This window comes from Flavobacterium sp., assembly GCF_046155325.1.
Classification (GTDB): domain Bacteria; phylum Bacteroidota; class Bacteroidia; order Flavobacteriales; family Flavobacteriaceae; genus Flavobacterium.
On record NZ_JBJXDQ010000012.1, the window covers coordinates 19613 to 27356 of the forward strand.

Here is a 7744-nt window from a genome sequence, read left to right on the forward strand (position 1 = left end):
AATTTTAATTCATACAAATTTTTAATCTCTTTTTATTTAAAAACTTTTTGAAGCCAAAAAACCATCGAAAAATTCATGAAATATCCCTCGATTTGAAGTCAAATGCTTTTTTTGTAAAATTTTGTTATTGCTCGTAGCTTTACATAAAAAAACATTTTCTTTGTATCTTAAAAATAAAACATCATTCTCTAAAAATATGGCAACATTCAATTTCAACAAATGGAACACAATTACAGGATGGTTTGCATTTGTTATTGCATTGACAACATACTCCTTAACAGTCGAACCTACAATGAGTTTCTGGGATTGTGGCGAATATATTGCCACCGCGGCTAAATTAGAAGTTGGACATCCTCCTGGAGCACCTCTGTACCAGATGATAGGAGCTTTTTTTGCTATGTTTTCTTTCAATAATGAACATATTGCATTAATGGTAAACATGATGTCCGTGTTTTCAAGTGCATTTACAATATTGTTCCTTTTTTGGTCAACATCAATACTGTTAAAAAAACTAATATTACATTTTGAAAACTTAAGTAAAATTAATAACAAGATTGTCGAAATTGAAAAAGACAAAGCTTTAGTCATCCTTGGAAGCTCATTAGTTGCGGCTTTAGGATTTACCTTTACTGATAGTTTTTGGAACAATGCTATTGAAGCCGAAGTATATGCAATGGCTTCCTTATTTATAGCACTACTTTTTTGGCTTGGATTACGTTGGGAACAAGACATGGAAACCCCTAGAGGTAATAGATGGCTTTTAATAATTTCATTAGTTATAGGACTGTCTTTTGGTGTACACTTCATGGCATTATTAACCATTCCTGCTATAGGATTTCTTTATTTTTTCAAACATTACAAGGAAGTTACTATCAAAAATTTTATCATTGCCAATGGTATTGTTATTGCCATTTTACTATTCATTTTTAAATTATTATTACCCCTAACGATGGCTTTCTTTGGAAAAACAGAAGTGTTTATGGTCAATAGTTTGGGCTTGCCTTTTGATTCAGGAAGTATATTTGTAACACTACTTTTAATTGCTTTCTTTTATTTTGGATTGAAATATACTCACGACAAAGGCCTTGTTTTTTACAACACTATGATTTTGTGTGTTTTGTTTATATTAATTGGATTTTCTACTTGGCTTATGTTGCCTATCCGAGCCAATGCTAATACTGTAATTAACGAGAACAAACCCTCTGATGCACGAGAAGTTTTGGCTTATTACAACAGAGAACAATACGGCTCTAATCCCTTGTTTTATGGCCCACAATACACAGAAGTTTTTGCAGGTTTAGATGAAAATGAACCTTATTTAGACAAAGCACCAAACTACGAAAGGGATTATAAAACTGGCAAATATATTATTGTAAACAATTTTAAAAATGCGGAACAAAATAGTGATGATAATCAGAAAACTATACTGCCAAGACTTTGGAGCAATGAACATATTGAAAACTATATTAACTTCACAAACCCTCCTGAGTTCAAATTAAATCCTAATTATCCTTATGAAGATGATTTAGAAAAATATGGTATTGATCCAAGTCAATTAACCGAGGAAGATTACAACAAAGCTATTGTTCAATTAAAGAATGAAATCGAAAAAACAGTAACCGAATTCAGACAAGCCTATGCTCAAAAACAAATTGACAACGAAGGTTATGTTAAATTTCTTAAAAGTTATAGTGAATACTTAATAGTAGAAAAACCATCTACAATAGATAATTTAAGTTTTATGTTTGAATACCAGTTTGGGTATATGTACTTCAGGTATTTAATGTGGAACTTTGTTGGTCGTCAGAGCGACAACCAAGGTAAATATGATTATCAAGACGGAAATTGGCTTAGTGGAATTACATTTATAGACGAATTACATCTTGGCACACAACAAAACTTACCGACTGATGTATTGAATAACAAAGGAAGAAATGTCTATTTCTTTTTGCCATTTATTTTGGGCCTCATAGGACTTATGTATCATGCCAATAAGGATCTCAAAAGTTTTTATGTGTTAATGATTTTATTCTTATTTACTGGTTTTGCTTTAAAAATTTACCTCAACGAAAGACCTTTCGAACCTCGAGAAAGAGATTATGCTTTGGTAGGTTCATTTTATGTATTTGCAATATGGATTGGTTTTGGTGTTTATTCATTATATGAAAGTCTTTGTAATTATATCAAACCTAAAATTGCTGGACCTATTCTAATTATCGGAAGTTTATTGGCTGTTCCTGTACTTATGGGTTTTCAAAACTGGGATGACCATGATCGTTCTGGTCGTTATACCGCTGTTGCAATGGCTAAATCTTACTTATATTCTTGTGACAAAAACGCAATATTATATACTATTGGAGACAATGACACTTTTCCATTATGGTATGCTCAAGAAATCGAAAAAATACGTACCGATATAAAAATAGTAAACACCAGTCTTTTTATGACGGATTGGTATATTGACCAGATGAAAAGCAAAACTTACGATGCGGACCCATTACCTATTTCATTTGTTCACGATGATTATGTAGGTGATAAATTAGATTATGTTGCCTATATTCCAAAAACAGAAAGCCGATGGGAAATAAAAGACTTTATCAATTTTATTAAACTCCCAAAATCAACAATTGAGATGCAAAACGGACAGACTATTCATTTCTTTCCAACCAATAAAATTAGAGTACCCATAGACAAAAACATTATTATAAAAAACAAAGTAGTGTCGCCAAAGTACTATGATTCTATTGTACCTTACATCGATATGGACATAAAAGGAGGTGCTTTATATAAAAATAGATTAATGATGCTTGATGTTTTGGCTAATAATAATTGGAAAAGACCCATTTATTTTAGTGGAGGCGCTTTTGATAGTGAAGACTATTTATGGCTAAAAGACTATCTCCAATTAGACGGAATGGTTTATAAATTAGTCCCAATAAAAACAGTCTTTGACAAGGATGCTAGCATAATGGATATGGGTCAAATTGATGCTGATAAAATGTATAAAAATGTCATGAAGTGGGATTGGGGTAATAGTGAAAGTGATAAAATTTATCATGACCCAGAAACCAGAAGAAACAGCATTACTTATAGGACAAATCTTGCTCGTTTAATGGATCAATTAATTGCTGAGGGCAAAAAAGACAAAGCCAAAAAAATTATTGATTTAGCTATGACTAAAATGCCTTTTGAAAAATTTAATTATTATTCTGTTATAGAACCTTTCGCAAAAGGATATTATGAAATTGGAGAAATAGCAAAAGCCCAACAATTGCTTGATAAATTAATAACAAAATACAAAGAAAACCTTAACTATTACAGTTCACTAACTATTTCAGACCAATCTGATATTGCTATAGACATTATTACTGATATTGAGCGATATAGAAGTTTATTACAAGTTATGAAAGACAATGGAGATCTTCCATTTTATACTAAGAACAAACCTGTATTTAACACCTATATAAAAACATTCTCCCATTTTGAAAGAGATAAAGAGTAGTAATACAACCAAATTCAAAACATATCAATGAGATTGTATTGGGTGAAAACTAATTTTTTAATAAAAAAGGTATATTCAAAATACATTTGGGATATACCTAATATAGACCATAAAATTTACTTAACCTTTGACGATGGTCCTACTCCTGAAATAACAGAATGGGTTCTTGAAGTACTAGAAAATTACCAAGCAAAAGCCACTTTTTTTTGTATTGGCAACAACATCAAAAAAAACCCAGATGTTTATGCGAAAGTTATAAAACATGGACATTCTATTGGAAATCACACTTTCAACCACTTAAATGGCTGGAAAACGGCAACCAATAACTATATAGAGAATGTAAATTTATGCCATAAAGAGTTGGAAGATAGAAGATGGAAGATGGAAGCGCAAAACCTAAAATCTAAAACTTGGAACTTGTTTCGTCCTCCTTATGGCAAAATAAAATTATCACAATCCATAAAACTAAGAAAGCTTGGATACAAAATAATTATGTGGGATGTGTTAAGTGCTGATTTTGACACTAAAATAACTCCAAAAAAATGTCTTGAAAACGTACTTGAAAACGTAAAACCAGGAAGTATAATTGTTTTTCACGATAGTGTTAAAGCATTTCCAAATTTGGAATATACCTTGCCTAGAGCGTTAAAATTTTGGAAGGAAAAAGGGTATTTATTAGATGTAATAAAATAATATTGCTGGTCTAATAAAGATCACATTTAGTACTAAAGGTGCTCTTGAACTAAACCAATTATAGTGTTAGCATCTAATTCTCCAGATTGTCTCCAGATCATTTGACCTTCTTTATAAATCATTAAAGTTGGAAGTCCTTTAATTCTTAAAGCGTCTGCTAATTCTTGATTTTTATCAACATCAATTTTTATTACTTTTGCCTTATCTCCAAGGGCAGCAGCTACATCTCTAATTACTGGATGCATTAATACTGATGATTCATTCCAATCTGTGTAAAAATCAATTAACACAGGGACTTGTGTGCTTATAAGTTCTCCAAATTTTGACATAAAACCAACGAATTTAATTTTATATCCCGAAACTTCGGGAGTGAAAAAGTTAATTTATTTTACAAATGTAGCATTTTAAACTAATTATACTACATTAAGCCCTTTTTTTAGCGTTATGACTGTGATTTCTGGCAATATTCCCACTCTTCCAGGATAGGCATGAAAGCCAAATCCTCTATTTACATAAATATACTTGCCTGCTTTTTCATATAAACCAGCCCACTGCTCATAAACATACTGTGCAGGACTCCATTTGAAAAAACCTGGAATTTCGATGCCAAATTGTAAGCCATGGGTATGACCTGATAATGTTAAATGAAAATCTTTACTATGTTTATTAATTTCTGCATCCCAATGTGTGGGATCATGAGTCATTAAAATTTTAAATTCCTCTTTTGATAATCCTTCTGCTGCTTTATTTAAATCACCTGCTTTTTTAAAATGTAAGCCCCAATTTTCAACACCAACTATAGCAATTTCATCATTCCCTTTGTTTATTTTAAAGTTTTGATTCAATAGCAAATTAAAACCAATTTGTTGATGTAAATTCTTGATCGCCTTAAAATTATCTTCTTTAGCTTCATTATTGGGCCAATCAATATATTCTCCATAATCATGATTTCCTAAAACTGAAAATTTACCAAATTCATGCTTCTGAATTTTATTAAAAACTTTAATCCAAGGATGCATTTCTTTGGCATGCGTATTTACAATATCACCAGTAAATAAAATCAAGTCTGAATTTTGTTGGTTAATCAAGTCAATGGCGTAACCTATTTTTTCGGAATCATCAAAACTACCGCTATGTACATCCGAAATATGTGTGATTTGAAAACCATCAAAAGCATCGGGTAAATCAGGGAAAAAAAGTTTCTGTTTAATAATTTTGTAATTATATTTCCCATAAGTCATTCCATACAACAAAGACAAAAAAGGAATCGCGGCTATGCCTAGTGCCATTTTACTTACAAACTGCCTTCTTTCAGGCAAAAATGAAGAATCTTTATCATAATTAGCAAAATAATTTCGTGAACCAATAATTAATCTTATACTATCTTCCAATATCAAAAACAAGGTGACGATTAGTTTTGGAATTAAAATTAACAACAATAATCCTAAAGTTATCATGGTCATAGGGGTTTGACCTATACTTCTATCAAATTTTGTGAATTGGTAAAAAATGAACAACACAGCTGTCAATGAAATTAAAGCATAAGAAAATATAATCCATCTTGTTTTGGTAAAAGTCTTTACAGCTTGAAAAGCATATATCTCAATGATTGTGATTATTACAAAAAGGATAAACAAACGAAAAGCCATTTCTTGAATTTTTAAACAAAATAACAAAGAAAGTAACTGTTAATTATCGATATTATATATAATTTAACAATGTTTAATTTCTATTAAAAATACAAGGTTCTTTTTTGAAAGTTTACCTATTTTTACAAAATTAATTTTCATACAATGTCACAAAAACGCCTTTTCCTTCTAGATGCTTACGCACTAATATTTCGCGGTTATTTTGCCTTTATTAAAAATCCTCGTATCAATTCTAAAGGAATGGATACCTCAGCCATTATGGGATTTATGAATGCCTTAATGGATGTTATCAAACGTGAAAAACCCGATCATTTAGCTGTTGCTTTCGATAAAGGCGGAAGTACCTACCGTTATGAAATGTATCAAGAATACAAAGCACATCGAGACGAAACACCCGAAGCCATCAAAATTGCCGTTCCTTATATTCAAGAATTGCTAAAAGCCATGCATATTCCTATTATAGAAGTTGCGGGTTTTGAAGCTGATGATTTGATAGGGACATTGGCTAAACAAGCCGAAAAAGAAGATTTCAAAGTGTATATGGTAACGCCTGACAAGGATTTTGCACAGCTAGTTTCCGAAAATATTTTTATGTACAAACCCGCGCGAATGGGAAATGACATCGAAATTTGGGGAATTCCAGAAGTATTAGCCAAATTTGAAATTGAACGTCCAGAACAAGTAATTGATTTTCTAGGAATGATGGGTGATGCTGCCGATAATATTCCGGGTTTACCTGGCGTTGGCGAAGTTACAGCAAAGAAATTGTTGAAAGAATTTGGTTCGATGGAAAATCTTCTAGCCAATACTGACAAACTTAAAGGCGCGATGAAAGAAAAAATTGAAGCCAACAAAGATAAAGGGATTCTGTCAAAAAAATTAGCCACTATTCTACTCGATTGCCCAGTAACATTTAACGCTACTGATTACGAACTTTCTAAACCTGATGTAGAGAAAACTGATACCCTTTTTAATGAATTGGAATTCCGTCAAATGAAAGCGCAATTCGATAAATATTTTGGAACTGGTAAAGAATACGATGAAATTGATACCAATGGAAATGGAATATCTAATGATGTTGCGCAACCAACTAAAAAAACTCCTGCTAAAAAAACTAACGAAGATCAATTTGATTTGTTTGGTTTTTCGGATGATGACAATGATGAGCCAAAACCACAATCTTTTTATGCAACATTAGAAACCACGCAACATTTTTATCAAGTTATTCAAGGTGATTTTGCTGTAAAATTATTGTTGCAAAATTTATTGAATCAAACTTCGGTTTGTTTTGATACGGAAACCACTGGGATTGATGCATTAAATGCTGAATTAGTTGGAATGTCTTTCTCTTTCGAAAAAGGAAAAGGATTTTATGTGCCGTTTCCAGAAAATCAAGAAGAAGCACAAATTTTAGTAGATAAATTTAAACCGTTTTTTGAATCTGAAACCATCGAAAAAATTGGTCAAAATATCAAATATGATTTGAAAATTCTCTCTCGTTATGGGGTTTCCATAAAAGGAAAATTATTTGATACGATGATTGCGCATTACCTCATCAACCCTGATATGCGTCACAATATGGATGTTCTATCCGAAACCTATTTAAAATATTCGCCAAAATCTATTGAAGATTTAATTGGAAAGAAAGGAAAAAACCAAAAATCGATGCGTGATGTAGCTTTGGAAGAAATCAAAGAATATGCTGCCGAAGATGCGGATATTACATTTCAATTAAAACAAAATTTCAGTCCCATTTTAGACAAAGCTGAAACCAAAAAATTATTTGAAGAAATCGAAATTCCTTTAATTCCTGTTCTCGCAGCGATGGAAATGGAAGGTATCAATTTGGATGTTCCGTTTTTAAATTCGATGTCGGTAGAAATGGCAAAAGAAAGTGCTG

5 protein-coding genes are annotated in these 7744 nt (G+C 31.5%); 3 read left to right on the forward strand and 2 right to left on the reverse strand.

The window, feature by feature from the left end:
* Window positions 1-196 precede the first annotated feature (196 nt).
* Window positions 197-3502 carry a DUF2723 domain-containing protein gene (locus ACKVOD_RS01175; RefSeq protein ID WP_409207651.1) on the forward strand — a complete coding sequence of 1102 codons (3306 nt, stop codon included), beginning with the start codon at window positions 197-199 and terminating at the stop codon, window positions 3500-3502.
* Window positions 3503-3529: 27 nt separating this feature from the next.
* On the forward strand, window positions 3530-4195 hold the full coding sequence (locus ACKVOD_RS01180) for a polysaccharide deacetylase family protein (protein ID WP_409207652.1): 666 nt from the start codon (window positions 3530-3532) through the stop codon (window positions 4193-4195).
* Between the two features lie 32 nt (window positions 4196-4227).
* On the opposite strand, the gene ACKVOD_RS01185 is transcribed toward ACKVOD_RS01180, so the two are convergent.
* A complete protein-coding gene (locus ACKVOD_RS01185; protein WP_409207653.1) occupies window positions 4228-4524 on the reverse strand; it encodes a thioredoxin family protein in 297 nt (98 codons plus the stop codon).
* A gap of 84 nt (window positions 4525-4608) precedes the next feature.
* Window positions 4609-5844: a metallophosphoesterase gene (locus ACKVOD_RS01190; RefSeq protein ID WP_409207654.1), complete on the reverse strand. Its 1236-nt coding sequence runs from the start codon at window positions 5842-5844 to the stop codon at window positions 4609-4611.
* A gap of 144 nt (window positions 5845-5988) precedes the next feature.
* Between ACKVOD_RS01190 and ACKVOD_RS01195 the strand changes: the two genes are divergently transcribed.
* Window positions 5989-7744: 5'-3' exonuclease H3TH domain-containing protein (locus ACKVOD_RS01195; RefSeq protein ID WP_409207655.1), on the forward strand; the 1756-nt coding region annotated here is incomplete at its 3' end.

What these genes read in the sequence shown, in the direction of transcription:
- ACKVOD_RS01190 (WP_409207654.1), bottom strand. Translation starts at nt 5,844, where the DNA reads ATGGCTTTTCGTTTGTTTATCCTTTTTGTAATAATCACAATCATTGAG.
- ACKVOD_RS01175 (WP_409207651.1), top strand. Translation starts at nt 197, where the DNA reads ATGGCAACATTCAATTTCAACAAATGGAACACAATTACAGGATGGTTT.
- ACKVOD_RS01185 (WP_409207653.1), bottom strand. Translation starts at nt 4,524, where the DNA reads ATGTCAAAATTTGGAGAACTTATAAGCACACAAGTCCCTGTGTTAATT.
- ACKVOD_RS01180 (WP_409207652.1), top strand. Translation starts at nt 3,530, where the DNA reads ATGAGATTGTATTGGGTGAAAACTAATTTTTTAATAAAAAAGGTATAT.